The organism is Pandoraea iniqua (assembly GCF_902459685.1).
Lineage (GTDB): Bacteria > Pseudomonadota > Gammaproteobacteria > Burkholderiales > Burkholderiaceae > Pandoraea > Pandoraea iniqua.
In genome coordinates this window covers 1-1,011 of record NZ_CABPSF010000017.1, presented here as the reverse complement: position 1 = coordinate 1,011, position 1,011 = coordinate 1, and the positions used below count along the sequence as shown (strand labels likewise).

At 59.8% G+C, this 1,011-nt stretch carries 1 protein-coding gene; it reads right to left on the bottom strand.

All coding sequences use genetic code 11. The features are described from left to right. Window positions 1-1,011, bottom strand: a 1,011-nt coding sequence (gene tuf / locus PIN31009_RS27795) for an elongation factor Tu (RefSeq protein ID WP_150792188.1), incomplete at its 5' end; no start/stop codon positions are given.

The window sequence follows — 1,011 nt, the reverse complement described above, 5'->3', positions numbered from 1 at the left end:
TTAGGCAACGATCGTAGCAACCACGCCGGCGCCGACGGTACGGCCACCTTCGCGGATTGCGAAACGCAGACCTTCGGTCATGGCGATCGGAGCGATCAGCTTGACCGTGATCGACACGTTGTCGCCCGGCATGACCATTTCCTTACCTTCCGGCAGGCTGATCGAACCGGTCACGTCCGTCGTACGGAAGTAGAACTGCGGACGGTAGTTGTTGAAGAACGGCGTGTGACGACCACCTTCGTCCTTCGACAGAATGTAGACCTCGCCCGTGAAGTCCGTGTGCGGCTTGATCGAGCCCGGCTTGGCCAGAACCTGACCACGCTGGACGTCTTCACGCTTCGTGCCGCGCAGCAGAATACCGACGTTATCGCCTGCCTGACCTTGGTCGAGCAGCTTGCGGAACATTTCAACGCCCGTGCAAATCGTCTTGACCGTCGGCACGATGCCCACGATTTCGATTTCTTCGCCGACCTTGATCACGCCCGACTCAACGCGGCCCGTCACCACCGTGCCACGACCCGAGATCGAGAACACGTCTTCAACCGGCATCAGGAATGCCTTGTCGATTGCGCGCTCCGGCGTCGGGATGTACGTGTCCAGCGCTTCGGCCAGGGCCAGAATTGCCACTTCACCCAGTTCGCCCTTGTCGCCTTCCAGCGCCAGCTTGGCCGAACCCTTGATGATCGGCAGATCGTCGCCCGGGAATTCGTACTTCGTCAGAAGTTCGCGAACTTCCATTTCGACCAGCTCGAGCAGCTCGGCGTCGTCGACCATGTCGCACTTGTTCAGGAACACGATGATGTACGGCACGCCAACTTGGCGGGCCAACAGGATGTGCTCACGCGTTTGCGGCATCGGACCGTCTGCGGCCGAGCAAACCAGAATTGCGCCGTCCATCTGCGCAGCACCGGTAATCATGTTCTTGACGTAGTCGGCGTGGCCCGGGCAGTCAACGTGTGCGTAGTGGCGGTTAGCCGTTTCGTACTCGATGTGCGCGGTGTTAATCGTAAT